Annotated in this window: 20 protein-coding genes; 5 read left to right on the top strand and 15 right to left on the bottom strand. The window is 72.2% G+C overall.

Annotation, left to right across the window (positions count from 1 at the left end):
• Positions 1–53: 53 nt before the first annotated feature.
• On the bottom strand, positions 54–731 hold the full coding sequence (locus ABZ920_RS23225; protein ID WP_361508148.1) for an HNH endonuclease family protein: 678 nt from the start codon (positions 729–731) through the stop codon (positions 54–56).
• 1,001 nt (positions 732–1,732) lie between these two features.
• Between ABZ920_RS23225 and ABZ920_RS23220 the strand changes: the two genes are divergently transcribed.
• Entirely contained in the window at positions 1,733–2,095 is a 363-nt protein-coding gene (locus ABZ920_RS23220; RefSeq protein ID WP_361508145.1) for a DUF5335 family protein, read from the top strand.
• An 808-nt stretch (positions 2,096–2,903) separates the two neighbouring features.
• Here the strand turns inward: ABZ920_RS23220 and ABZ920_RS23215 are convergent.
• From ABZ920_RS23215 to ABZ920_RS23200, 4 genes are all read right to left on the bottom strand, one after another.
• Positions 2,904–3,716 carry a maleylpyruvate isomerase family mycothiol-dependent enzyme gene (locus tag ABZ920_RS23215; RefSeq protein ID WP_361508142.1) on the bottom strand — a complete coding sequence of 271 codons (813 nt, stop codon included), beginning with the start codon at positions 3,714–3,716 and terminating at the stop codon, positions 2,904–2,906.
• 149 nt (positions 3,717–3,865) lie between these two features.
• On the bottom strand, positions 3,866–4,258 hold the full coding sequence (locus tag ABZ920_RS23210) for a VOC family protein (protein ID WP_361508139.1): 393 nt from the start codon (positions 4,256–4,258) through the stop codon (positions 3,866–3,868).
• Positions 4,255–4,557 carry a metalloregulator ArsR/SmtB family transcription factor gene (locus tag ABZ920_RS23205; RefSeq protein ID WP_361508136.1) on the bottom strand — a complete coding sequence of 101 codons (303 nt, stop codon included), beginning with the start codon at positions 4,555–4,557 and terminating at the stop codon, positions 4,255–4,257. Before ABZ920_RS23205 ends, ABZ920_RS23210 begins: the two co-directional genes overlap by 4 nt.
• A 194-nt stretch (positions 4,558–4,751) precedes the next feature.
• A complete protein-coding gene (locus ABZ920_RS23200) occupies positions 4,752–5,780 on the bottom strand; it encodes an ADP-ribosylglycohydrolase family protein (protein WP_361508133.1) in 1,029 nt (342 codons plus the stop codon).
• 362 nt (positions 5,781–6,142) lie between these two features.
• Between ABZ920_RS23200 and ABZ920_RS23195 the strand changes: the two genes are divergently transcribed.
• A complete protein-coding gene (locus ABZ920_RS23195; protein ID WP_361508130.1) occupies positions 6,143–6,463 on the top strand; it encodes a GYD domain-containing protein in 321 nt (106 codons plus the stop codon).
• Positions 6,464–6,811: 348 nt separating this feature from the next.
• Here the strand turns inward: ABZ920_RS23195 and ABZ920_RS23190 are convergent, their stop codons facing one another.
• The 8 genes from ABZ920_RS23190 to ABZ920_RS23155 form a co-directional block, all read right to left on the bottom strand.
• Positions 6,812–7,009: a hypothetical protein gene (locus tag ABZ920_RS23190; protein ID WP_361508127.1), complete on the bottom strand. Its 198-nt coding sequence runs from the start codon at positions 7,007–7,009 to the stop codon at positions 6,812–6,814.
• A 524-nt stretch (positions 7,010–7,533) separates the two neighbouring features.
• Positions 7,534–8,325, bottom strand: a complete 792-nt coding sequence (locus tag ABZ920_RS23185; protein WP_361508124.1) for an ABC transporter permease — start codon at positions 8,323–8,325, stop codon at positions 7,534–7,536.
• Entirely contained in the window at positions 8,322–9,329 is a 1,008-nt protein-coding gene (locus ABZ920_RS23180) for an ATP-binding cassette domain-containing protein (protein WP_361508121.1), read from the bottom strand. The genes ABZ920_RS23185 and ABZ920_RS23180 overlap by 4 nt, the downstream gene beginning before the upstream one ends.
• 62 nt (positions 9,330–9,391) lie before the next feature.
• Positions 9,392–10,240, bottom strand: coding sequence for a DUF4097 family beta strand repeat-containing protein (locus ABZ920_RS23175; protein ID WP_361508118.1), 849 nt, complete (start codon positions 10,238–10,240; stop codon positions 9,392–9,394).
• Between the two features lie 105 nt (positions 10,241–10,345).
• Positions 10,346–10,870 (bottom strand): hypothetical protein, encoded by a 525-nt coding sequence (locus ABZ920_RS23170; RefSeq protein ID WP_361508115.1) that lies wholly within the window; start codon positions 10,868–10,870, stop codon positions 10,346–10,348.
• A gap of 407 nt (positions 10,871–11,277) precedes the next feature.
• The gene (locus ABZ920_RS23165) at positions 11,278–12,519 is read right to left on the bottom strand and encodes a hypothetical protein (protein ID WP_361508112.1); all 1,242 of its coding nucleotides are present in this window, start codon (positions 12,517–12,519) and stop codon (positions 11,278–11,280) included.
• A gap of 402 nt (positions 12,520–12,921) precedes the next feature.
• A complete protein-coding gene (locus ABZ920_RS23160; RefSeq protein WP_361508109.1) occupies positions 12,922–13,350 on the bottom strand; it encodes a DUF1330 domain-containing protein in 429 nt (142 codons plus the stop codon).
• Between the two features lie 131 nt (positions 13,351–13,481).
• Entirely contained in the window at positions 13,482–13,886 is a 405-nt protein-coding gene (locus tag ABZ920_RS23155; protein WP_361508106.1) for a hypothetical protein, read from the bottom strand.
• Between the two features lie 473 nt (positions 13,887–14,359).
• Between ABZ920_RS23155 and ABZ920_RS23150 the strand changes: the two genes are divergently transcribed.
• Together ABZ920_RS23150 and ABZ920_RS23145 are read left to right on the top strand one after the other, a co-directional pair.
• Positions 14,360–16,927 (top strand): SpoIIE family protein phosphatase, encoded by a 2,568-nt coding sequence (locus tag ABZ920_RS23150; protein ID WP_361508103.1) that lies wholly within the window; start codon positions 14,360–14,362, stop codon positions 16,925–16,927.
• 169 nt (positions 16,928–17,096) lie between these two features.
• The gene (locus ABZ920_RS23145) at positions 17,097–17,612 is read left to right on the top strand and encodes a glutathione peroxidase (protein ID WP_361508100.1); all 516 of its coding nucleotides are present in this window, start codon (positions 17,097–17,099) and stop codon (positions 17,610–17,612) included.
• A 115-nt stretch (positions 17,613–17,727) separates the two neighbouring features.
• Here the strand turns inward: ABZ920_RS23145 and ABZ920_RS23140 are convergent, their stop codons facing one another.
• Together ABZ920_RS23140 and ABZ920_RS23135 are read right to left on the bottom strand one after the other, a co-directional pair.
• Positions 17,728–19,791 carry an MFS transporter gene (locus ABZ920_RS23140; RefSeq protein ID WP_361508097.1) on the bottom strand — a complete coding sequence of 688 codons (2,064 nt, stop codon included), beginning with the start codon at positions 19,789–19,791 and terminating at the stop codon, positions 17,728–17,730.
• A gap of 195 nt (positions 19,792–19,986) precedes the next feature.
• Positions 19,987–23,034, bottom strand: coding sequence for a D-alanyl-D-alanine carboxypeptidase (locus tag ABZ920_RS23135; protein WP_361508094.1), 3,048 nt, complete (start codon positions 23,032–23,034; stop codon positions 19,987–19,989).
• A gap of 252 nt (positions 23,035–23,286) precedes the next feature.
• Between ABZ920_RS23135 and ABZ920_RS23130 the strand changes: the two genes are divergently transcribed.
• A complete protein-coding gene (locus tag ABZ920_RS23130; protein ID WP_361508091.1) occupies positions 23,287–24,039 on the top strand; it encodes a GPP34 family phosphoprotein in 753 nt (250 codons plus the stop codon).
• Positions 24,040–24,261 lie beyond the last annotated feature (222 nt).

The raw sequence follows: 24,261 nt of genomic DNA, 5'->3' as shown, positions 1-24,261 counted from the left end.
CTCAGGCCAACGGCGCCCTCGGCCCGGAGAGCACCGTCGACCGGGGGCCAGTTCTATGGAGCGGGCTCATAGGTCACGGTGGTGTCCGGGCACGCTTCCGCGAGTTGGACGAGTGCTTCGAGTTCGACGGCGTCGACGGTGAGTCCCCAGCGGAGCTTGGCGGCGATCCACTCCGAGGCGTACCGGCACGTCACGTCGACAGCCGGCGGCAGCCACTGGGCCGGGTCCTGGTCGGCCTTGCTGCGGTTCGAGGCCGCGGAGACGGCGACGAGGGAGGCCTGGGCGCCCAGGTCGTTCGCGTACGCCTCACGCCGCTGCGCGGTCCATTGCGATGCCCCGGAGTCCCACGCCTCCGCGAGCGGCACCATGTGGTCGATGTCCAGGGTGGACGCGGGGGTCATCCACCTGGCGTCGTAGTACGACCACCAGAGCCCTCCCGTCAGCTTGCAGCCCGGGAGGACCTCGGGCGGGACGATCGCCTCGGAGATGAGCACCTCCGCTCGGGTGTTGCAGCCGTCGGCAGGGTTCTCGCCCGCGTTCCAGTGCCTGAAGCTCGTGCGCTGGTAGCCGTCCCTCACCTCCGCCGCGAGCGGGAGGGAGTCAACCGCGGCCGTCATCGGGAGGGTGTTCGGCTCAGCGGAACGATTCTGCGCCTGCGCCGGGGTGGGTGCCGCGAGGGGCACGACGAGGAGTGCGGCCGCGATCGCGGCACGTCTGAGGTTTTTGATCACACATCGCAGACTCGGCTGCGTGAATCTAATATGACTGATTCGCCTCGAAAGAATGAGCCATATGGGCTCCTGGATTCACCGACAGACGTGTCATGAGACACCTGCGTTCACTGCTGGCCCTCTACGGCGCGCACCACAAGCGCACCAGCCGATGTGGCCGCCGCCCAGGGGTCCCTCCCGGGCTGGCCCTTCAGCGTTTCAGGGTCGCGCCAACGCGTGCCGCTACGGGCCCGCAGCGTCCTTCTCGAGGTCTTGGGGTCGCTCCCAGGCCGCCCCGGATCATTGCACCGAGCCATTCAAACCACGCCCGCTCCACGGTGTGCGGGTCGACGGCAGACGGGGTGGGAGCTTGGAGGAAGTGGTGGATAAGGGAAGCGGGCCTGGGGCGTTGCCGGCCCTCAGGATCGCGGTCGCGTGTCCGCAAGTGTTTAGGACACTGATAGGGCTACGAACCAGGAAGAGGCTGTTATGGGGAAAGTCGCCGCGTCACCAGGACGACGCCAAACGATAAGAACAGATCCCAAAAAGCCGCATACATCCTCCCTAATTGGAAGACGGAATATTTTGCAATTCCGACTCTTGCGGTGTGCCTATTCCGGCAGCTTATGGAGTGCTTGCCCGCAGACCGTACGGTCGGCACCGCCTAGGTGAGGTCATCGCGCCTTTGCTGCCCTGCCTCCAGGTCACTCCGGTGAACTGCTCCGCTCCCGCCTGCGCTGCGAGGACGGAGACGGGTGGGCCCTGGTACTTCCGGTGGTTCACCGTGCTGTTCCTGCTGGTCACGGTGGTCCGCGGGACCGCGTGGCGGCTCACGTGGGTCCGGCAGGCCGTGCCCGCCCCCGCTCCGCCCGTACCGCAGCCCGCCCCGTGGGCTTCGGCCCGGACTCGCCCAGGCAGGTCCACCCGGGCCGCACGGCTCGACCTGTCAGGCCGAGGCAGTCGCTCAGGGATGCGGCTACCGTCGTAGGGAGAGCGGATTGCCACCGGAGAGAGGAACGACGATGGCCGGCACCGAAACGCTCGACCGCAGCACGTGGGAGACCGCCCTCAACCAGATGAACGAGCAACACCAGGGGGAGTTCGTCACCATCGAGGTACTGGACCCCGAGGTCGGGCACCAGTACGCAGCCAACCGGCTGCCCTTCACCACCATCGCGTACGACCCGAAGGACGACGTAGTGGTCGTTTCCGTCGGCGGACGGTCGCCGGGCTACCCCGTCGTCCTGCGGCACCTGGTGTGGCACCCCAGGGAGATCGACGTCGCCACGCAGGACATTCCCGAGCCGGCGGTCCGGGCAGTCGACAAGGACGGCACCGCCACGCTGATCACCTTCTTCCCCGAGGAGTCCGGCACGGAGTCCTGACCCCTGAGGCGCGCCCGCCGCCGGCAGCCGTCACGGCACCTCGTATGACAAACCCATTGGTGATCACTGGCCTCGCGCTGTCACGCGGCGGGCTGTCCAGGGCTTGACCCCACACGCGAAGAAGCACTCCTGACCTGGAACGACAGGGCTTGTCCAAGATCCTGGTCGTGCGCCGCCTGCGAGCCACATCGCGTTGGGAGCTCGCAGCCGCTTGCTCGTGGACCATCCGTGACTGCGGGACAGTCGGTGAGCCACGTCCAAGCCTGTGAGCTGCTCAGACACGAAGGACCCAAGCGCCCTCCGGAGCCGTGCGCGCAGGTTCGAACCGCCCGACTCTGCAAGGGCGCCCAGTCTTCGAGAGCCGGCCTCGGTCCCGTCCGGTCCGGCTCTTTGCCGTGCTCCCGCACCGCTGCGGGATCCCAGTCCTTTACCCAATCGGGGCGGCGCAGACAGAAACCCCTCGGCCGGCTGGTTCAGGTTGGCTCAGGCGTTCGGGCGCTTGCCGTGATTCGCCTTTTTCTTCTTACGGCCACGTCGCTTGTTCCCTCGTTTAGCCACGGTGCACACCTCCCTGATTCGGAACTTCCTATGCGTTGGTCAGTCTAGATTCGGCCCGGAGTGTCCGCATCAGCGGTGCCGCGGGCGCACCGCACATAGCCCGGCCCCCCGTCCCGGAGCAATCACTGGCTTCCGTCGCGCTCGATCAGCGCGCCATCGGGTCCAGCGTGTAAACGGGCGGCGCCGGCATCGCTCCTCGCATCTCGAGGAAGCTCAAGGTGCTTCCCGGGCGGGACCAGGCAAGCGTCCGTCATGGTGCGGTGAACAATGCGGGGAAACCTGGCGCGAGCCAGGGCTTGCGCCCCCAGGCGAGGACCTTGCCGCGGGCGATGGCACCGGTGGCACTGCGCCTGCCCAGTGCGAGCAGGAAGAACGTGATCGGTTCGATCATGATCGTGCAGTCGGGACGGCGCGGGGGCTCGGCGTGCACGGCCACCGTGCCGTTGGTGAACGTCACTGCGAGCCGGGAGAGGCCGCGCACCCTTAGCTCGTAGCAGGCACTGTGCCCGTCAGCCGCTCGTACATCGACGACACGGGGCATCGCAGTGATCAGAAACGGCATCGCCAACTCGACCCTGTCACGGTCGATCATGTGTGGCCGGCCAAGTGCTGCTGCGATGTCATAGCCGTGCCCCAGCATGTGGGTCAGCAGGTAGGAGCCGAGGGTGGCCAAGTCCATGGGCCCCAGCGGTGTCACCGTCGGTGTGTCCGCCGACCGCAGGCCGGCCGCCTCGGTGAAGGCCCGCGCATGCCGGACGATGCCGCCCGCCAGAACGGAGGTGTCGCGTTCGGGGAAGGAACCCAGCGAGGCGGCGTTGGCCGCCGCAAGTCCCCCTGGTGTGCCGTCGCCATACACCTGCTCACGCCCTGCGGCAACGGCGGCCATCAGCTTGTTGGCCAGGACCAGATGCGCCGCAGACTCTCCAACCGTCCACTCAGCACCAGGAATGGGCACGGTGGCATCTGTACACGACCGGAGCAACCCGGCTGTCTCCTCGGCTACGGCACAAATGGCTTCAGGCAGCCGTGATCGCGTGGCAGCCTCACGATGAGGGGCGGTCATAGAAGTGAAGGGTGGACCAGCCCCTCACATCTGTCCATCTGTCCCGGTACACCGATCGACCTGCTGCCCGTGTGCCGAAGACCGTGGAAGTGCAGGGTGAGGGCAGGTCCGGCCGTCGTGGCGGCCGGACCCCGCGCGAGGCTGGCCGCTTACTGCGGCTGTGACGCGATCTGGATCAGGTTGCCGCAGGTGTCGTCGAAGACGGCGGTGGTGACGGGGCCCATCGCCAGGGGCTCCTGGAGGAAGCGAACGCCGAGGGCGTGCAGGCGTTCGTACTCCGCCTCTACGTCGTCCACGGCGAACTGGGCGAGCGGGATGCCGTCCCTGACGAGCGCGTCGCGGTAGTGCTTGACGGCCGGGTGGCCGGCGGGCTCCAGGAGGAGTTCGGTGCCGTCGGGCTCGTCGGGCGAGACGACGGTCAGCCACCGGGCCTCCTCACCCAATGGAACATCGTGCTTCTTCACAAAACCGAGGATCTCGGTGTAGAAGTGCTCGGCCTTGGCCTGGTCGTCGACGAAGACGCTGGTCAGGTGGATCCTCATGGAGTGCTCTTCTCTGGTTCGGACGGGTCGGGCAAGGGCCATCGCTCGGTTATCCGCCGCAGGGGGGCTGTGTTCAGATCGTGGAACTTGTAGCGGCCCTCCCGTCTGGTCTCGACGAGCCCGGCAGTCTCCAGCAGGGCGAGGTGCTGGGAGACCGCCTGACGCGAGATGCCCAGCTGGTGCTTCATGCTCAGCCGCGAGCAGATCTCGAACAGTGTCTGTCCGGACTTCTCCGTGAGCTCGTCGAGGATGGTGCGTCGGGTGGGGTCGGCGAGGGCTTTGAAAAGGTCGTCGGCCACGACCACAGGATAGGCAAGCGTTCACTTGCCTATCAAGTCGAAAGCGGCGGCCTGCGGGGGTTGCGTCCACCGGCGGGTGACTTGGACGTTCGTCGGTACGAGTGAAAGGGCGTTTGGTCCAGGTAGTTGGCGTTCCGGGAGGTTCTTTGCGGCGAGTGGCGTCGCTGGTCGCAGGGACGCAGCCGCACCACTGATCAGATGCCCTCGTCCCAGAGCTCTCCCAGGGCCAGCAGTTCCTCCCGGTACTCGATCCGGTCCGCCCACTGAGCGGGCCAGGCGTCCGCGCCCAGCCAGGCGCCCGCGAAGGCGCCGGTGAGGCAGGCGATCGAGTCCGAGTCGCCGGAGGAGCAGGCGGCTCGGCGCAGGGCGGTGACGGGCTCGCCGGGGAAGAGCAGGAAGCACAGCAGGCCGGCGGCGAGGGCCTCTTCGGCGACCCAGCCCGCGCCGGTGGCCAGGCAGGGGTCGGTCTCCGGTGAGACGGTCCGCACGGCCTCCTGGAGCCGGCCGAGGATCTCCAGGCACTCGTCCCAGCCGCGCGCGATGAAGTGCTCGGGGGTGGGGTCCTGGGAGCGGGTCCACAGGTCGCCGAGCCAGGTGTGGTGGTAGCGGGTGCGGTTGTCGCAGGCGTACGACCGCAGTCGGCCGACGAGTCCGGTGGGGTCGGTGCCCTGGGCGAGCAGGTGCACAGCGCGGACGGTGAGGTCCGAGGCTGCCAGGGCCGTGGGGTGGCCGTGGGTGAGCGCGGACTGCAGCTGGGCGGCGCCGGCGCGCTGTTCGTCGCTGAGCCCGGGGGCGAGCCCGATGGGGGCCACGCGCATGGTGGCGCCGCAGCCCTTGGAACCGATCTGGCTCGCCTCCTGCCAGACACGCCCGTCGGCCTTCAGCAGACAGCAGGCGGTCAGACAGGTGCTGCCCGGGGCCCGATTGTTCTCCGGCGACTCGTACCAGTCGACGAACTCTTCGCGCAGTGGCCGCTCCAGCCGTTTCGGGGCGAGCGCGCCCCGGCCCAGGGCGGTCCTGAGTGCGCGTCCGACGGCGAGGGTCATCTGCGTGTCGTCGGAGACGAAGGCGCGCTTCGGCAGCTCCATCTCCCGCCAGGGACCGCACTTGGCAAGGATCGAGGGCACGTCATCGAACTCGGTCGGGAAGCCGAGTGCGTCCCCGAGGGCGAGCCCGATCAGCGCTCCGGTCGCGGCGCGCTTGCCCACCGTCGTCCTGGTCATGCAGAACCCCACCCCCACTTATCGTCAAGGCGACCATAAATGGGGGAAGAGGGTTTCCACAACCGCTGGAGCCGGTTCCTGCTTCAGCACGGCACATCGGCTCGCCGGCTTTACGACGACTGGACGTGCGTGGCGTGCTACCGCGCTGTCGTCCATCAGTACCGCCGGGTCTGGCACGGCGAGGTGTCAGTGCTGCCGTTGTCCTGGCCACAGCTCAGCTCGACGTCACCACAGTCTCGGCCGCGATCAGCGGGAAGAAGCTCGGGTGCCAACGAGTGAATCCCCCGTTCCCCGAGTGGCTGCCGTCGCGACGGCGGGAAGGCCATCGCAGACCGGACACGCGACGGGCGGGAAGCATCCCTATGCCGAAGTTCCTCATCCAGGCCACCTACACACCCGAGGGCACCAAGGGGCTGCTCAAGGAAGGCGGCAGCGGCCGCCGTGCCGCCGTCGAGCAGGTCGTCACCGGTCTCGGCGGGCAGGTCGAGTCCATGTACTTCGCCTTCGGGGAGGACGACGTCGTGATCATCGTCGACTTCCCCGACCCGGTCTCGATGGCCGCCGTCAGCCTCACCGTCAAGGCCAGCGGAGCCCTCCAGACCCGGGCCACCCCTCTGCTCACCCTCGACGAGATCGATGAGGCCGCCCGCCGGCAGCTCACCTTCCGTGCTCCCGGCAGGTGAACTCCCGGCCGACCGGGGTGGGGGTACGCCCGGCAATGTCTGACCGGGCGCCTCGCGCTGCGCGTGGCCGACCGTGTGTCTGACCGCCGAACGGCCCGGCGACGCGCTCGGCCGTGGCGTGCGGCAGCAGGCGTACGCGCGAGCCGCCGTGGGAGCGGTGCAGCATAGGGCGGCCGAGGAGGGAACGGGCCGGGTTCTGCCGGCCGTCGAGCGGCTGACCTGTGGTTGATGCCGGCCGTGGCCCTGTGAGCGAGCGCGTGAACGGCCGCCGGTCCTGCGCGGCGAGATCACCGATGGGGCCCGGATCACCCCGATCCGGGCCCCATCGGTGATCGGACGACGCTGCCGTCAGTGGGTGGCGGCCTGGGCGGCCGTGCCCACCGCCACGCCCTCGTGCGTGACGACGGCCAGGACGTCGGCGGCGACGGCCGCGACCGGCGTCTCGACGCAGAGACCGGCGGAGCTGCCGACCGCGAGGCCGCCGGAGACGTCGTCCAGATCGGCGTCGGAGAGTTCGGCCGTCGAAACCTGGGGGGCGAGGTTCATCACGCGCGGTTCCCTTCGAATGAGCACTGTGGAGTGGCAGCTTTCACCCGCTCGGCTTCCGGTCACCGGAATTCGCTTGCGCGAGTTGGCGCTACGCGGAAGATCAAAGCAGGCCGGCCGGGGGGCGGCCAGTCGCCCGCGCCCCGGACGGAGCGCGGCCCCGGTCAGGCCTTCACCAGTGTGATCAGGCAATGACCGAACACGCCGACTCCTTCACACGGCCCACCGAGCAGGTGCAGACGTGACGGTTGCCACCGGCGCTCGGGGCGGTCACTTACGCGCCGAAGCCGGTGCCTCACAGCCGGTTCATGACGGTCACTCAGGTTCGGCGTGGCCTCGCGGTGAACGGTGTGAGGGTCCGTCGAAGGTTCGGCATCCCCTCGGGTGAGCGGGAGCCCGGACCTGGACGCGGGAGACGCAGTCCGGGCGGCGTGCTCCGGCGTGGTGTCGGAGCGCGCCGCCCGGGGGCCGGGGGGACGGGGTGCGGGTGAGGGTGCCGCGGGGGTGGAGGGGCGCTCGGCCGTCTACTTCGGGTCGCGGTCGAAGAGCGACGTGGACCAGAAGTAGCCGAGCAGGGCCAGGGCCAGGCACCAGGCGGCGGCCAGCCATCCGTTGTGGCCGATCTCCGTGCCGAGCAGCAGGCCGCGCAGGGTTTCGATGGCCGGGGTGAACGGCTGGTACTCGGCGATCGGCCTGAACCAGCCCGGCATCGCGTCGACCGGCACGAAGGCGCTGGACAGGAGCGGCAGGACCATCAGCGGCAGGGCGTTGTTGCCGGCGGCCTCGGCGTTCGGGCTGGACAGGCCCATGCCGACCGCGATCCAGGTGAGCGCCAGGGAGACGAGTGTCAGCAGCCCCACCGCCAGGATCCACTCCAGGGCGGTGGCGTCGGTGGCCCGGAATCCGATGGCGACCGCGACGGCGCCGACGAGGACCACGCTCATCACGCACTGCAGCACGCTGCCGACGACGTGGCCGATGAGCACCGAGCCGCGGTGGATCGCCATCGTGCGGAAGCGGGCGATGATGCCCTCGGACATGTCGGTGGAGACGGACACCGCGCTGCCGATCGTGGTGCCGCCGATGGTCAGCAGCAGGATGCCGGGGACGAGATAGGCGAGGTACTCGGAGCGGTCCGCGCCGCCGTCACCGATGCCGGCGCTCATCACGTCGCCGAAGATGTAGACGAAGAGCAGGAGCAGCATGACCGGCGTGAGCAGCAGGTTCAGCGTCAGGGACGGGTAGCGCCGGGCGTGCAGGAGGTTGCGGCGCAGCATCGTGGACGAGTCGCGCACGGCGAGGGCGAGGGGGCTCATCGGGCGTCCTCCTTGGGCTGGCCGGGCCGGCTCGGCTCGGTCGAGCCGGTCAGGGCGAAGAACACGTCGTCGAGGTCGGGGGTGTGCACGGTCAGCTCGTCGGCCTCGATGCCGGCGGAGTCCAGCCGGTCGAGGACGGCGCGCAGCTCGCGCTGGGTGCCGTCGTTGGGGATCTGCAGCGACAGCGCCTCGTCGTCCCGGGTGGCGTCGAGCAGCGCGAGAGCGGCCGCCTGGTAGGCGGACGGGTCGGTGAAGCGCAGGCGCACGTGTCCGCCGGGGATGAGCCGCTTCAGCTGCTGCGGGGTGCCTTCGGCGGCGATCCTGCCGTCGTCGAGCACCGCGATGCGGTCGGCGAGTTCGTCGGCCTCCTGGAGGTACTGGGTGGTGAGGAGGACGGTGACGCCGCCGGTGACGAGTTCGCGGATGATCTGCCACATGGTGTGGCGGGAGCGCGGGTCGAGGCCGGTGGTCGGCTCGTCGAGGAAGATGATGCGCGGGTCGCCGACGAGCGTCATGGCGATGTCGAGGCGGCGTTTCATGCCGCCGGAGTAGGTGGAGGCGGACTTCCTGGCGGCGTCGGTGAGGTCGAACCGCTCCAGCAGCTCGGCCGCGACCCGCCGGCCCTCGCGCTTGGGCAGGTGGTGCAGGTCCGCCATGAGGAGCATGTTCTCCTCGCCGGTGATCAGGCCGTCGACGGCGGAGAACTGCCCGGTGACACCGATCGCGGCGCGCACCCCGTCCGGTGAGGCGGCGATGTCGTGGCCCGCGACCTGGGCCTGCCCGCCGTCGGCGGTGACGAGGGTGGACAGGATCTTGACGGTGGTGGTCTTGCCGGCGCCGTTGGGCCCGAGGAGGGCGAAGACGGACCCGGCCGGGATGCGCAGGTCGATGCCGTCCAGGACGGTCCTGTCGCCGTAGGACTTGCGCAGGCCGACGGCGGAGACGGCGGCGGGCGACCGAGCACCGTCGGCCCGCCTGGACGTGAGCATGACAGACGAAGGCATGGAGCCCTCCCTTTGAAGGGTGAGGTGAGTGGGGTGAGGAGGCGGCCCGGCGGGGCCGGTGGTCAGGGCCGGGCCCGGCGGACGTCGATGTTGCCGTGCCGGGTGCGGGCGCGGACCTTGACGGTGTCCTCGGTGTCCTCGGGCGCCCCGGACGCGCTGAGGGTGTTGCGTACCTGGCCGGAGCCCGAGCTGACGTCGAGCCAGGCGGCGGTGCCCTCGCGGATGCCGACGTCGATGGCGCCGTAGGCGGTCTCCAACTGGACCGTGCCGCGGACGACTTCGCCGACGCGCAGGGTGCCGTGGGCGGTGGTGGCGGTGACCGAGTCCTCGGCTCGCGCGATGTCGATGTCGCCGTTGGCGCCGCTCACCCTCAGCTCGCCGGTTGCGGCGCCGACGGTCGTGGTGCCGTGCGAGTTCTTCAGGACGGCGGGACCGTCGACGACGCCGACGCGCAGGCTGCCGGAGCTGGTGGTGATCTCCGCCCCGCCCTCCACCCGGTCGACGGTGATCGAGCCGTGCGAGGCGGTCAGCTTCAGCGGGCCGGTCGTATCCAGCCGGACGTCACCGGACGAGGTCTTCACGCGCACCTCGCCGAGCCGGCCCTCGCCGAGCACCTGGGCCCAGGCGCCGGTCATGTCGACGTGCGAGCCGGCGGGCAGTTCGACCGTCACGTCGACGGCGCCGGTGCGGCCGAGGCCGAGCAGACCGGGCTTGGGCGTCCTGATGGTCAGCACGCCGCCCGCGCAGGTGACCTCCGTCTGGTCGGCCGCCCGTGCGTCCTGGTCCTTCTTCGGGTCGCGGGGCCGCACCTCGACGACGGTGTCGGGGCGGTCGCCCGCGGTGAACTGGATGGAGCCGGCCTCCACGCGCACGGTGGCCGAGATCGGTTCGGGGGTGTCGAAAGCAGGCATGGCTGTCCCGTCCTCTTGGGTCTTCAGGGCGTCCCCGCTGGTGGGACGTGATGTGGGTGAGTGAGGTGGTACGGGTTCCGCCGGCGCGGACGGCGGCGGGCCGGGCTAGCGCACCCAGCCCGTGAAGCTCTGTCCGACGGTGCGGGTCCTCTCCGCCGTACGCGGCCCGGTGCCGCCGTCGACCGCGGCCGACACGGCGCGCACCAGCCACGCGTTGACCGACAGGCCCTCACGGCTCGCGGCCTCCTCGGCGCGCGCCTTGAGGTGGGCCGGCAGGCGCAGGTTGACGCGGGCGGTGCCGCCCTCGTCGCCCTCGGCCGGAGCCGCGGGCGGCGCCGCGGGCGGTTCGACGGGCGGGCCCGGCTCCACGAGGCCGCCGCCGTCGGTGGGCGGCGGTGTCACCACGAAGTCGGGGTCCAGCCCGCGCAGCCGTACGTCGACCGAGCCGGGGGCGAGTTCACGGGTGATCTCGTCCATCGCGGCGGAGAGCACGTTGAGCAGGGTCAGCCGGGTCGCCGACTCCAGGGGAGCGGTGAGGCGCTCGGCCAGCTCGCGGGCTTCTTCGCCGCCGGCTTCGGCGGCCACCGCGAGTTCGCGGCGGATGGTGTCGACATACGGGGTGAGGTCCATGACGCCATAGTGACACCATCATGGTGCCACGGCAAGCCGAATGGCGGCACCTACGCTCGGGACGGGGCGAAACTGCCGCTGTAGTGGGCGTTACCGCAGGCACTCAGGGCGGCCGGTGGCGCCACGCTCTCGTCGGGCGCCTCCCGGGGAGGATGTCACCAGTGGCGCCAGTGGCGCCAAAAAGGCGTCGGAGTGGCGACAGGTGGCATCGCTGGACGTCACGGATGCCTAGCTGTGGTGCAGGCGCCGGGCCTCGGGGAACCCGCCGGGCTGAGCGGCCCCGGGGGGCCGAGCAGCCCGCGGGGTCGAGCGGCCCGCGGGGGCCGGCCAGGGCGGGTGCGCGGCGGTGATGTGCCTGCCGTGCCGAGAGCCGCATCGGCGTACGGTCGATGTTCCGCCGGCCCGTGCTAGAAGAGCTGGCCGAGGACGGTCTGCCAGGTGGTGACGGCCTGACCGAGCTGGGCCGACGTACCGGCGGCGGCAGTGATCGCGCCCATCGCCAGCCGGGCGCGGCTGAGTCGGCGGGGCTCGTCCGGGGCTGCCGCCGCGTCGGCGACGTCGGCGACGTGGTCGAGGAGTTCGGCGCGCAGGTCCTCGGCGAGCTGCGGGTCCTGTTGGACGGCCTCGGTCAGGGCCCGGATGGCGGACGAGACATCGGTCAGTCCGCGGTCGGCGACCGTCCGGATGCTCGCGTCGATGCCGGCGATCGTCTCGGCGACGGAGACGCTGCTGTTGTTCACCTGGCTGTTGATGAAGCCGACGTTGCCGTAGACGGTGACCGGGTCGCGGCGCAGTCCCTGTCCGGAGTCCTCCGCGTACTTCGGCATGAGTTCCCGTACCTCCGCGAGGTAGTTGACGGCGATCGCGACGTAGGCCGCGTAGATGCGCGGATGGACGTCCGCGGCGAGGTCCCGGTAGGTCGCCGACTCCTCGACCGGACGTCCGGTGGCGCCCGTCGTGCCACTGGCCAGGCCTTCCACATGCTCCATGCCCGTCGTCGCCAACCGGGAGCCGACGGGTGCGGAGGGCTGCAGTTCCCCGAGTGCGGCGCGGTAACGGGTGCGCACTTCCCTGGTGAGGAACCAGCCGAGGGGTTCCTCGAACGACTGGCTGACCGCGAAGTCGGGTGGCATTCCGGAACCGCTCCGCGTGCGGACCGAGCCGGGCCAACCGCTCCGCCGGGCCGCCTCGTACTGCTCGACGCCCTCGTCGACGAGGGCGGCGATCCCCTCGGCGACCGTCTCCGCCGCCACGTCGTCGCGCAGCCGGGCGAACGAGGGCGGATGCAGGACGGGGAGCAGCGGTGGGCGCGGGGCGGACTGTGTCAGGCGATCCGCCAGCGTGAGGAGACCGCGGTGCAACGCCTCGAGAATCGGCCGTACCTCGCGCTCGGTCGCCTCCCACAACGTCCTGTTGTGCCGTCTGCCGCCGCTGTGGCCCTTCCCCTTCATGAAGTTCGCCGAGTTGAAGCCGTCCACCAGGTCTCGGGCCGGACGGAGATCCTGCCGGAGATCGAGGTAGTCCCAGCGGTCGGCGAGGAAGAACGGTGTGAGGACGGCGTCGACGGTATTGACCCATGACGTGTAGGAGTGGCGGTCGGCACCGACGGCGCATATGAGGTCGGCCGCCTCCCGCGTCGATCGTCGCAAGCTGCCCGGTACCAACAGCCGGGACACTTTCTCCGCCTCTGCGCGCGCCTGCGCGGCGACCCTGGGGAAGAGTGCCGCCACGGCGTCCCTCAGGTCCCGGCGTGCGGCGTCAGGATCAGGTAACCGACCAAGAGTCATCTGTTCATGATGGCCCGCCCGCGGGCAACGCGAAACGCCCGCATCAGTTCGACTGCGCAGCGCTGGAGCCGTGGGCGTGGACGGCCGTCCTGGGCGGACTGCGGTTCACGGTCCCCTGCTGTCCAGCCCCGCGGATCAGGGTCCGAGTGGTACGGCAGCAGCAACTGGCTGGCTTGGAGCGGGTGTTCGTCGTGGCACCAGCGGTGGCCGGCAGCGGCGGTCCGCCGAAGGGCTGTCCCGCGGTCCCCGGCGGGCGGGACAGTGCTAGCCGGCCGAATCGACCAGGGGTGCCGCCTCGCGCCGAGCCGCATCGCTCGGCAGCGCCCGCTCGGCGACGCGGCGCGCCGGCTCAGCGGGCAGGGCCGCTCGTACGGCCGTTGCGACACCGGTCGGGTCGTAGCCCTCTGGGACGCCTTCGACCAGGATGATGTCGCCCTGGATGTGCCGGGAGCGCAGGGGTGCGATCTCCTGGTAGGCGGGTGAGTCCCACCAGGCCCGCGCCTCGGCGATCGAGGGGAAGCCGATCATCACGATCGCCCCGGGCCAGGTGCCCTCCTTCGTCTCGTGCCGCGTGCCGTGCACCAGGAAGCGGCCGCCGTACGGCTCGAAGGTGCCCGTGATCCGCTCGATGTACTCGGCGATCTCCGCGTGCGGAGCGGCATCCTGCAGATGAGCTATGGCGTAGGCGGTCATGGCTTCCTTCCGGTCGGCCGGGTCGGTCGGGCTCCGTACACCGGCCATCCTGGCCACGGGCCGCGCCGGGGTCGATGACGCGGGAGGTAATCGGGCCGCCGACGGCCTGCGGGGCCGGGTGGGCGGTGCCGTCAGGCTCTGCTCCGCCGGCCCTGTCGTCCCGCCGAGCTGATCACGGCGGAGACGGCGGCGGTCGCGGCGAGGCTCCCCGTCATGACCATCCCCACGCCGACCATGAAGAGGCCGCTGGCATCGTCCGACCAGTCGGCGTAGGCGGCCACGGTCAAGCCGGTCGTGGTGCCGAGCACGGCGGCCGCGAAGTGGCGCCGGGACGCCGCCCAGCACACCGGTACGAACAGGGTGAACACCAGCCCGATCACCTGCCACGCCTCGTACGGGCCGGTCGTCGAGCCGTCGGACCGCACGTCACGATGCTGGTCCCAGCCCAGCCAGGCGGCCCACAGCGCCAGTGACACGCCGGCCAGTACGAGGACCGGGACCGGACGGCGAACGGATGCGGGAAGTCGTTGTTCCATGGCCCGAGCGTCGCCGCCCGCGCGACGACCGACCAGAGCGCACGTACTCAGCTGGAGCCGAGTACATGAACCAGGGGCAGACCAGGAACGGGACCGTGGGCACGGCGGGATGTCGGCGGCCGGGTCGGTCCGCGGCGAGCGAGGAAACGCAGGTGAGCTGCGCGTCCTGGTGGCTGCCCTGGACGACGGGATTCTGTCGCGGGGACGGGCCTCCAGGTCGGCGATCCCGAGGGACCATGGTGGTGGGGCCAACTGCAGGGCGAGGTGTCCGGCGGGCCGCCGGCCCCGGGGCATCCGCCGGCACCCGGTCACGGTCGGGTGGTGGGCCGCCCGGCGTCCACGACGCGCGGGAGCGGCCGAAGGACGGTACAAGTGGGGTACGGGTCGGCGTGACCGGTTCGGGCGCCCATCGGCCGCCCGTGACGTCAGCCGCGTGACGCGAGGCCGGGCGTTCGCGGGCAGGATGGTTGATCATGGACATGCACGGTGCCGCACCCTTCGGCCCCGGCTCCGGCGTGCCCGCGGATCCCCCGCCGCCGGGCACCGCGGTCGTGGACGCGCAGGGCAACGTGGCCGCGTGGAGCACTGAGGCCGAACACCTGCTCGGCTACGCGTGGCACGAGGTCGCGGGGCGTCCCGTGCTGCGACTGCTCGGACTGGAGGCGGGCGTCGCCGACGCCCGGACGGCGGGGCTGCCGGCCCTCCTCGCCGAAGGCGGCACGACGGCGACACTCCTGCACCGGGACGGCCGGCCCGTGCACGTGCGGATGCGGACATGGCCGTCCCGTGACGCGGACGGCCGGGCGCGGTACATCCTCATGTTCGAGCCGTTCGAGCCGGAGGAGCGACAGCCGGGCCGACCGGATGAGCCCCGCCCCCAGGAGCCCCGACCCGAAGTGACCCGCCCCGAGGAGCCCCGGCAGGACGAGCCACAGCCGGGCCGACCGGATGAGCCCCGCCCCGAAGAGCCCCCGCCGGAGGCCGGACCGTCGACGACGGACGAGGCGTTCGCGCAGAGTCATCTGCCGATGGCCGTGTGGGACTCCGACCTGCGGATCGTGCGCATCAGCGCCGGGGCCGCGCGGGAGCTCGGGAGCGACGAGTCGCGGCTGCGCGGCCTGCGGGCCACCGACATCCTGCCGCCGCACATCGGCCCGGTCGTCGAGGACGGCCTGCGCCGGGCGCTCGAGACGGGCAGGCCGACGCAGCTGCAGGTGCGGGGCTCGGTCCGGCGCGGCGGTCCCGAGCGGGTCTGGTCCGTCACCGTCTCGCCGCTGAGGACCCCGGCGGGGCTGGTGCGGAACATGCAGGTCACCGCACTGGACATCACCGAGCAGCAGCTGGCCCGGGAGCGGCTCGCCCTGCTGAACGACGTCGGCAAGCAGGTCGGCAGCACCCTCGACGTGCTGCGCACGGCCCAGAAGATGGCCGATCTGGTGGTGGGGCGGCTCGCCGACTTCGTCACCGTCGACCTGCTGGACGCCCTGTTCCGGGGGGTCGAGCCGCAGCCCTCCACCACGGGCGCCGTGGCTCTGCGCCGGGCCGCGCAGCAGTCGGTGCTGCCCGGCGTGCCCGAGGCCCTGGTCAGGCCGGGGGACGTGGACGAGTACCCGCGGTCCACGCCGCCCGTCCGCTGCCTGGCCACCGGCCGGCCCTCGCTGCACCGCACCCCGGCCGACGGCATCCGGGCCTGGCAGGAGGCCGACCCCGAGCGCTCGGTGGTGGTCGGTGCCTTCGGGGTCCATTCGCTCATGGTCATCCCGCTGCGCGCCCGCGGCATCACCCTCGGCGTGGCGCTGCTGGGCCGGCACCGGCGGACGGAACCCTTCGAGGAGGACGACCTGCTCCTCGCCGAGGAGATCGGCGCCCGTGCGGCCCTGGCGATGGACAACGCCCGCCGCTACACGCACGAACGCGACACCGCGCTGGCCCTCCAGCGCAGCCTCCTCCCGCAGCGGCTCGCCGCGCAGGGGGCGGTCGAGGTCGCCTACCGGTATCTGCCGGCCCGCACGCGGGCCGGGCTGGGGGGCGACTGGTTCGACGTGATCCCGCTGTCGGGGGCACGGGTCGCGCTGGTCGTGGGGGACGTGGCGGGACACGGCCTGCGCGCCTCCGCCACCATGGGCCGCCTGCGGACCGTCGTCCGCACGCTGGCCGACGTCGACCTTCCCCCCGACGAGCTCCTCGTCCACCTGGACGACCTCGTCACCCACCTGATGGCGGAGGAGGACACCACGGAGCCGCAGCTGGAGAGCGCCGGCGACCTCATCGCGACCTGCCTGTACCTGGTGTACGACCCGGTCTCGCGCCGCTGCACGGCCGCCGCCGCGGGCCATCCGCCGCCCGCCGTCGTCCCGCCCGGCGAGCCGGCGAGCTTCGTCGACATCGCCCCAGGGCCGCCGCTGGGGGTGGGCGGCCTGCCCTTCGAACGGGCCGAGTGGGAGTTGCCCCCGGACAGCCTGCTCGCGCTGTACACGGACGGCCTGGTCGAGGGGACCAAGCAGGACCTGGGCCGGGGGCAGGAGGCGCTGCGCCAGTGCCTGACGCAGCCCCCGCGGTCGCTGGAGGAGACCTGCGACCTGCTCGTGCGGTCCCTGCTGCCCGCCCAGCCCCAGGACGACGTCGCCCTGCTGCTCGCCCGCAACCTCGCCCTCGACGCCGACCGGGTCGCCACCTGGGATCTGCCCTCGGAGCCGGCCGCGGTGGGCGACGCCCGTGCCGCCGTCCTCGGCCGGCTGGCGCAGTGGCGGATGGACGACGTGGCGTTCACCGCCGAACTGGTCGTCAGCGAACTCGTCACCAACGCCATCCGCTACGGGCAGCCGCCCGTCCAGCTCCGGCTGATCCGTGACACGGCCCTCATCTGCGAGGTGTCCGACAACAGCAGCAGCGCCCCGCACATGCGCCGCGCCCGCACCTTCGACGAGGGCGGCCGCGGCCTGCTCCTGGTCGCCCAGTTCGCCCAGCGCTGGGGCACCCGCCACCACCCCGTCGGAAAGACGATCTGGGCCGAGATCGACCTCCCCGGCGGTCAGCCGTGACGTGCCCGGGGGCCGGGTGCCGGGTGCCGGGGGCTCGGGTCCGCCCGGCTTTCGCCGTGATGGCCGGTACGCGGGGCGCAGAGACGCAGAGCCTCCGCGACCCGCGTCCTCGCCGTGTGGCCGGCGGGCGGCGTCCCGGTTCCGGGGGTGGCGCGGTTAGCATCCGGGGATGACCACTGCAGACAGCAACGGCGCCGCTCCCCTCGACGTGGAGATCGGTGCCCTCCAGGGCGGTTCCGCGGACCTCGCCCAGTACGCCGGCCGGGTCGTCCTCGTCGTGAACGTGGCGTCCAAGTGCGGGCTGACCCCGCAGTACGCGGGGCTGGAACGGCTGCACGAGCGGTACGCCGCGCAGGGCTTCACCGTGCTCGGCGTGCCCTGCAACCAGTTCCTCGGCCAGGAGCCGGGCAGCGCCGAGGAGATCGCCGAGTTCTGTTCGGCGAGGTACGGCGTCACCTTCCCGATGACCGAGAAGGTCGAGGTCAACGGGGAGGGGCGGCACGCGCTCTACGAGCGTCTCACCGGCTTCGCCGACGCCGAGGGGCACGCCGGCGACATCCGCTGGAACTTCGAGAAGTTCCTGATCGGGCGGGACGGCAAGGTCGCCGCCCGGTTCTCCCCGCAGACCGAGCCGGAGTCGGCCGAGGTCGTCGCGGCCGTCGAGAAGGAGCTGGCCGCCGGCTGAGCGGGCGGGGTGGCCCCGCTCGCGCCCGCCGTCGGCTGAGCGCGCGGGGCCGCCCGGCCCGCGCCCGCCGCCGGCCGAGCGGGCGTGCGGTGGCCCTGCCCGTCGCGTGGCAGGGTCACTTCAGCTCGTCGGGACACGGTGTGCCGCGCGGGAGCTGGTAGGGCGCGGCCAGCCGGTAGGTACCCGCCCGCGGCGCGACCAGCATCGTCCACTGGTCGCCCATCTCGTCCTGCTCGGTCTCCATCAGGCAGCCGTTGACGTTCTCGTACGTCTTCGGCTCGTCCTCGGCCCGGTGCTTGGACTCCTCGGTCTCCTGCGGGGCCTTCAGGCTCCGGCCCTGCTCGTCGACCAGGCTCAGCCACGGCGAGTACGGGATGCGGATGAGGATGCGGCCCGCCCTCCTCACCTCGAGGGTCATCTCGCCCTGCTCGGCCCGGTCGACGACGGCGTCGGGCTCGGCGAGCGGGGTCGGGTCGATCACCCGGAACAGCTGCCAGTTGGCGTCGCCCCAGACCTGCTCCAGGTAGGGCATGCCCCGCTGCACGAGCTCGCGTTCGCGTTCGCCGCCGTCGCCGTCCGGGACGTCCTTGGGCAGCACCACGTAGTGCACGGCCCACCGCCGCAGCCACTCGTGGTAGTTGGCGGAGTTGAGCGTGTCGTCGTAGAAGAGCGGATTGCGTTCCATGTCGGCCTGGCGGTTCCAGCCGCGGGCCAGGTTGACGTACGGCGCCAGCGCGGAGGCCTCGCGGTGCGAACGGGCGGGGACCACCTCGACGCGGCCCTTCTCCGCGCCGACCACCTGGAGCTCGTTGACGAGCGGCGCCAGTTCGCGCGCCCAGGACGCCCGGGGCGTGGTGTTGACGATGTCGTCGGCCGACTTGTAGCCGATCCACCCGACGAAGCCGGCGAAGGCCATCACGATCGCGTACCACTTGCGCGAGCGCGGCGCGGCGTACGGCAGCGCCGCGACCAGCGCCACCCCGCCGAACAGCATCGCCAGCCGGGTGATGTTCGAGCCGATCTGGCTGCTGATCAGCCACACCAGGACGACGGCCAGGCCGTAGACGGCGGCCGTCAGCCGGAGCGTCAACCACCGCTTCGGCACGAGCACGAAGGCGAGGACCGAGTACAGCAGGGGCAGGATCACCGAGGCGAAGGACATCGGCTGGGTGCCCGAGAAGGGGAAGAGCCAGGCGGCGACCGCCACCACCGCGGCGGGCGCCAGGCCCAGCGCCCAGGCGCCCGGACGGCGCCTCTGCAGGAACAGCGCCACCGCGACGAACCCGACGAACAGGCCCGCGACGGGCGACGCCATGGTGGCGAGCGCGGCCAGCGGGGCCGCCACGAGGGCCTTGGCCCACCGTCTGCGGCGCCAGCGGTGGGGCCAGCAGAAGACGGCCGCGACCGCGCCCAGCGCGAACATCGTGCCCAGGCCGAACGTGACACGGCCGGACAGCGCGTTGCACAGCAGTCCGAACACGCCCGCCAGCGCGGCCCACAGCGGGTTGCGCACCCCGGGGGCCTCCCCGTCCGGTCGCCGCCGGGGGTCGGGGAGGGTGCGGATGAGGAGCATCGTCAGCAGCCCGGCGGACGCCGTCCCGGCGACCATCATGGTCGTGCGGACGCCGAGGAGGGACATCAGGTACGGCGACACCACGCTGTACGACACCGGGTGCATGCCGCCGTACCAGGCGAGGTTGTACGCCGAGTCGGGGTGCCGGCCGACGAACTCCGCCCAGGCGTCCTGCGCCGCGAGGTCGCCGCCGCTGTTCGCGACCGTGAAGAACCAGATGAGGTGCAGGATGCCGGCGAGGGCGGTGACCGAGAGCACGGGGTGCCGCAGCATGCGCTCCCGCACGGCCATGACGGCGGCCCGGACGCCGCCGCGCCGCCGGCCGTGCCGGTCCTCCGGTCGGCCCTCGCGGTCCTCCGCCCGGCCGTTCCGGTCCTCCAGGCGGCCCTCGCGGTCCTCCGGTCGGCCCTCGCGGCCCTCCGCCCGGCCGTTCCGGTCCTCCAGGCGGCCCTCGCGGTTCTCCGGGGAGTCGGGCCGGACGGTGCCGCCGGACGGGTCGGCGCCCTCGGTGGTGCCGTCGGTGTCAGGGGCGGGCGGTCGTATTCGCGGCCCGGTGCCCGGGTCCGGATCGGCGTCGTCCGCGCGTGTCGGCTCCGCAGTGGCCACCTGAAGGCACTCCCCGTGTCCCGTCGGTCGTTCCCGGCCGCTTCGTGTGGTCTTCCCGGCCGCTTTCCCTGTCGTTCGCGGCCGCCCTCCGCGACCGGCGACATGCCCCGGTTCGGGACGCTAGCACGCACCCCGCCCGAGGACTCCCGGGTGGGGTCCCCCGACGGGGTGCGGGTGATGCGCAGGCGGCGCGGGTCAGGCGACGCGGGTCAGCTTGTCCGTCCAGGCCGGCTCGACGAGGTCCTTCGTCAGGGCCACGGGGACCTGGACGGCACCGCTCGTGCCGCCGTCGCCGACGGTGAGCGTGGCGACCCTGGTGCCGGCCTTCGCCACGTGCGGCACCTCGTCGGACGCGAACGACAGCTTCACCTCCAGTCCGGCCCAGCCGACGGCGGTGACGTCCTCGGTGACGGCGACCGGCGTCCGGCCGCCGAGCCCGTCGTCGACGTATCCGACGACGTCGCCCTTCTTGAGGATCGTGGCCGGCTTCAGCGCGTCCTGGGCGGCGCGGATCAGCTGGTCGGCCGCGTCCAGGGCGCCGCTGAGGATGGTGTTGTCCTCACCGCCCGGGCCCTGGCTCAGCACCGCGCCGACGATGGTCTTCGTGTCGTCGCCGACCTTCTTGGTGGCCGCGAAGACCAGGTTGCCGCCGGCGGCGGTGGTCGTGCCGGTCTTGATGCCGATGACGCCGTTGGAGCCCACCAGGCGGTTCCAGTTGGGGTGCTTGGTGCCCTTGTAGTCGGTGTACTCCATCATCCGGGCGATGTCGCGGAAGGCGGGGTCCTTCATCGCCGCCTTGGCCAGCTTCACCTGGTCCACGGCCGTGCTGACGGTCGTCTTCTCCAGGCCCGACGGGTCGGTGTACGTCGTGTTCGTCATCCCGAGCCGCTCGGCCGCGTCGTTCATCTTGCCGACGAACGCCTTCTCGGAACCGGCGTCCCAACGCGCCAGCAGCCGGGCCACGTTGTTCGCCGACGCGATCAGGACGCCCTCCAGGGCCTCCCTCTCCGTGATGGTGTCACCGGCGTGCACCTTGACCGTCGACTCGCCGTCGGCGGTCGCCTGCCGTTCGGCGAGCTCGTCCACCTTGATCTTCTCGCCGTCGCCGCTCTTCAGCGGGTGGTCGCGCAGGATCAGGTAGGCGGTCATCACCTTCGCGACGCTCGCGATGGGCGCCGGCTTCTCGCCGCCGGAGGAGCCGAACGTGCCGATGCCCTGGACGTCGAGGGCGCCCTGCCCGTCGGACGGCCAGGGGATGTCCGCCTTGCCCCCGTCGAACGTGTACGTCTCCTTGGCCGTGAGGTCCAGGGTGGGCGCCGGCAGCGGCCGCAGAGTCTGTACGACCGCGAAGACGATCAGCAGCAGGATGACCAGCGGCGTCCAGATCTTGACGCGGCGCGCGAAGGTGCGCAGCGGGGTGGGCGGGGGCGGCGGAGTGTTCGTCAGCTCGGCCAGCAGGTCGAGCGGCGGCTTCGGCGGCAGCGGCTGCTGGGTGGTGCGCTCGGGGCCGATCTGCGGGACGGGCCGGGTGGCGTCGGCGGGGACCGCGGGGGCCGGGGCCGGGGCCGACGGCGACGGCGACGAGGCCGGGGCGGCGGAGCCGGCGGGACCGGCGGTGCCGGCGGTGTCGGCGGTGCCGGGCTTCGGCTTGCGGGTCGCCGGGTCGTCGAGCGGCTTCAGCGCGACGAACCTGCTCGTGCGCTCGGCCTCGGACTCGCCGGCCTTCGCGGGTTCGCCGGCCTTCTTGGCGGGCTCGTCGGCCTTCTTGGCCGGCTCGTCGGCCTTCCTGGCGGGTTCGGCAGCCTTCTTGGCCGGCTCGTCGGCCTTCTTGGCGGGCTCGGGAGCCTTCTTGGCCGGCTCGGGAGCCTTCTTGGCCGGCTCGGGTGTCGGCTTCGGGGACCCCGGTTCCTGCTGCGGGGACGCCGGTGCCTTCTTCTGCGGGGACTTGGCCGCACCGCCCAGCTTCAGCATCGTGGTCGGCTGGTCCACCCGGGGCTTGGCGGCGGCGCCCAGCTTCAGCATCGTGGTGGGCTGGTCCACGGGACGCTCGGCGTCGGACCCGGTCCCGGCCGCGCCGGCGCTCTCACCGGCGCCTTCACCGTCGCGGTCCTCCCCGCGACCGCCCTGGTCGTCGTGCTGGTCCTCGTCCTGGCCGCGCTTCTCGTCGCGCTTGTCGTCGTGCTCGTCGTCGTGCTTCTGGTCGCCGCCCTCGCGGGCGCTGTCCCGGGCGCCGGTTCCGGCTCCGGGGCGCGGGCCGCCTTCGGCTTCCGGGCCGGCTGCGGTCGTGGCCGCGGCCGCATCGTTCCGGTCGGTGGCGTCCGTGCGGTTGCGCTTGTCGTCGCCGGAAGCGGCCTTGTCCCGGAGGGTGTCCGCGTCGTCGGCGTCCTTGAGCTCGCCGGACGCCTTCGGGTCGGCGGCGGTCTTGGAGGCGGCGGCGGTTACCGGCGCGGCGGTCGCCGGCGCGGCGGCCGAGATCTCCTCGGGTGCGGCCGCGTTCGTGCCGGAGTCCGCGGTGGTCCCGGCGGCGCCCTCGTCCCGCGCGTCCGCGGCCTTGGCCGTGCCGTCCGCCGCGCTCTTCGTACCGGCGCCGGTGGGCCCGTCGGCCCCACCCCGGGCCTCCGCGGTCTCCCCGGCGTCCTCGGCGCCCGCGGAGTCCTCCTCGGAACCCGCCGAGTCCTTGGCGTCCGCGGTGTCCGCGGAGTTCACCCAGGCGGCCACGGCGGCGCGCAGGCGGGCGTCCCCGAGGCCCTTGGCCTCCGGGCGGGCGCCGCCACCGTCGTGGTCGCCGTCGTCGGAGCCGGCCTCACCGGCGGCGTCCGGCGTGTCCTCGCCCTCGGACCCGGTTGCCGCGTCACGGGACTCGTCGCCGGCTGCGGTCCGCCCGGACGCGCCGCCCTGCCCGGAGGTGCCGGCCGCGTCCTCGGCGTCCTCCCCGCGCGCGGCGTCCGCGTCCTCGGCGTCCCTGGCGTTCTCAGCGTCCTTGCCGTTCCCGACGTCCTCGGCGGCCTTGGCCTCCTCGGCGCCCCGGGTGTCCTTCGCCGGTGCCGGCACCGACAGCACCTTCGTCGCCGTGTCGACGCCGGCGCGGCGCGCGTCCGCGCCGGACTTCCCCGTCATCGAGAGCCGAGGGTCGCGCGCGCCGCGCGTCTCGTCCCTGCTCTCGGGAACCGGAGCGGCGCTCCCGGACGCCGGTTCCGCCGACGACTCGCGCTGCTTCGACCTCTCGGGGGACTCGCCCGCCACCGATGCCTCCTCCTCGCGCCGCACGCCCCGCGTGCGGCTACCGAACCGTGAACCGCCGCCCGGACCACGGAGCCTCACCCCGAAGGCCGTACCGCTGTCCGAACCATGTACCAGTGTCCTGTGATGCGGGCCGACCCCAAGCGGTAGACGAGAACGACATACCTGCCGGTTCCCTTACGAACCGGTCACGCACCCTCGACAGACCAATGTGAGAGGGGTCACCCTGTCATTCATCCACGCGGGGAGGCATGGATGGGCAGGAGCCGCAGAACAATTCCGGAAGAGCTTCTGCTGCTGGCACTGGACCCGGCCACGGGTACCACTGCGCAGCCGCAGTCGCTCGACCTCGGTCTGGCCGGAGCACAGCTAGTGGAGCTGGCGCTGGCCGGACGGATAGCCCCAGACGGGGATCGTATCGCCGTGGTGGTGCCACGGCCGACAGGAGATCCAACTCTGGACTGCGCGTTGGAGTTGCTGCGAAGGCGTGGCGCTCCGGTACGGGCCGTCCACTGGATCGGCGGGCCGCGTCTGGGGTTGCGCCAGACCTACCTCTCGCATCTGGAGCGGTGCGGCATGGTCGCCGCCGTGCCCGGCCAGATGTGCGGGGTGCTGCCGACCACTCGCTACCAGGCCACGGACACCGCCATCAGCCGGGAGATCAGGTCCCGGCTGGACAACGCGATCCGCACCGGCGTGCCGCCGGACCCGCGCACCGCGGCGCTCGCCGCGCTGGCGCACGCGGTGGGTCTCGGCAAGCACCTGTATCCGGGCAACGAGGGACGCTCGTCCCGTTCCCGGCTGCGGGACCTGATCCGGCACGACCCCATGGGCGGTCTCGTGGCGCACGCCGTGATGGACGTCCAGAACGGCGCGGGGGCGCAGCCGCGCCGCAGCCCGGGGCCGGCCGCCCGCCAGACCGCCGGTGCCAGGCCGGCGGCGGAACCCGCGCGCGGTGTTCCGATGCAGGCGCGCCGGGGATCCATGGCGCGTGCCGTGGCCCACTGAGCCGGGGCACGACGGCCCGGCGCGGTGCCACGCCCGCGGCACGGCCCGCCCGGCAGGACAGCGCACGACCCAGCGCCGCGTCGTAGTCCCCAGACCCGGTACGGGAGCCGCTGGTCCGGGCGGGGTGGCGAGACCCCGGGGCGGCCTCGACGGCCTGCTGGTACGCGTTGTACGACGCCGGCTCGGGCGGCTGACCGGCGGGCGCGGCCTCGCGCAGGTGCC

This window comes from Streptomyces sp. NPDC046831, from assembly GCF_040645305.1.
Lineage (GTDB): Bacteria > Actinomycetota > Actinomycetes > Streptomycetales > Streptomycetaceae > Streptomyces.
This window is presented reverse-complemented; position numbering and strand designations above follow the sequence as displayed.